At 56.8% G+C, this 1,619-nt stretch carries 1 protein-coding gene; it reads left to right on the forward strand.

The window, feature by feature from the left end; translation table 11 throughout:
* Positions 1-1,619, forward strand: a 1,619-nt coding sequence (locus tag M2447_RS13665; RefSeq protein WP_277559061.1) for a right-handed parallel beta-helix repeat-containing protein, incomplete at both ends; no start/stop codon positions are given.

The raw sequence follows: 1,619 nt of genomic DNA on the forward strand, positions 1-1,619 counted from the left end.
GTATGGATAGCGAGCGGGACGTATGTGCCGGTGGATAGGCCGAATGGCGGAAACGAAGCAGACAACCGGACGAAGCATTTTTCATTGAGGAACAACGTGGCGGTGTATGGGGGTTTTGCGGGGACGGAGACGTCGCTCGGAGAGCGGGACCTGCTGGCGAACGAGACGATCCTGTCGGGTGACTTTAACGGGAACGACGTGTATGATGCGGACTCGGGGCAATGTCTGTCGGGCAATGGGGAAAATGCAACAATAGTGTTTAACCATCCGAGCGGGATGGTGGTGCTGGATAACACAGCCACGCTTAACGATGTGACAATACGAGGCGGGAGTGGAAACTATGGAGGAGGCATGAACAATGCCAGCGCCTCGAAGCCTGTGTTGAACAGATGCGTGTTTTCCGGGAACAGGGCGACTTATTCCGGCGGTGCCGTAAATAACAGCCAAGGGGCAGCGCCCGTGCTGAGGGATTGTGTGTTTAGGGGGAACATTACAGGCACTGATCTTGTATCAGGTAATGCTGGGGGCGGGGCGGTGTATGAAGGAACGAATACGGGATCGGTGTATGAGAATTGCACGTTCTATAGGAATGGCACTGCTGTAAATGGAGGAGGAATGAATCTGGCGGGAGGAGCAACGACGCTGAGCAACTGCACGTTTTATCGGAATACTGCAAGGAGCAGTGGCGGAGGTGTTCATGTCCAAACGGGCAGCTCGGTGACACTGGTGAACTGCACGATTGTGGAAAACAGCGCGGCCAGCAACTCGGGCATATATGCATCGGGATCAAACAAACAATTGATCAACTGTATTGTGTGGGGGAACATGGTGTCCAGCGGCCTGGCTGCGAGCCACTGCATCGTGCAGGGCGGCTACGAGGGGACAGGCAACATCGACGCCGACCCGCTGCTGCTGGTGCAGCGAGATTATAATAATACGCCGACGGTGTTGCATATTTTGGGAGGCAGCCCGGCAATTGATTCGGGGATGACGCAGGTGGAGGCACCAGAGGGGGTGACGATTCCGGCGTCCGATTATCGTGGTATAACCCGTTCCTCCATGCGGCCGACAATCGGGGCATATGAGTGGAGGCAGACGGCGGTGGCGATAGATAGCCAACCGCAGGCATCGGGTGAGACACCGGTCAAGGGCAGCACGGTGACGATATCGGCGAACACAAACAACGGCGTGCGTTACGAATGGTATTATAAGAGGAACGAATCGGTTGACTACAGTCTGGTCGGTGAAACGGCAACGCCGTCGTGGAGCTTCAACGCGGGTGCGGACACCTATGGCTGGTATGTGATGGTGGCATATGATGCGGACGGCAACCCGCAGCCGGCGGAGGTTGTCAAGGTGAGGAGCCCGCGGGTTTACGTGAGCACGACAGGCAGTGACGAGAACGACGGATCGTCGTGGGCGACGGCGGTCGCAAGTGTGCAGCACGCGATAAACAACTGCTTCGACAACGAGGTATGGATAGCGAGCGGGACGTATGTGCCGGTGGATAGGCCGAATGGCGGAAACGAAGCAGACAACCGGACGAAGCATTTTTCATTGAGGAACAACGTGGCGGTGTATGGGGGTTTTGCGGGGACGGAGACGTCGCTCGGAGAGCG

The sequence above is a fragment of the Ereboglobus sp. PH5-10 genome (genome assembly GCF_029504735.1).
Lineage (GTDB): Bacteria > Verrucomicrobiota > Verrucomicrobiia > Opitutales > Opitutaceae > Ereboglobus.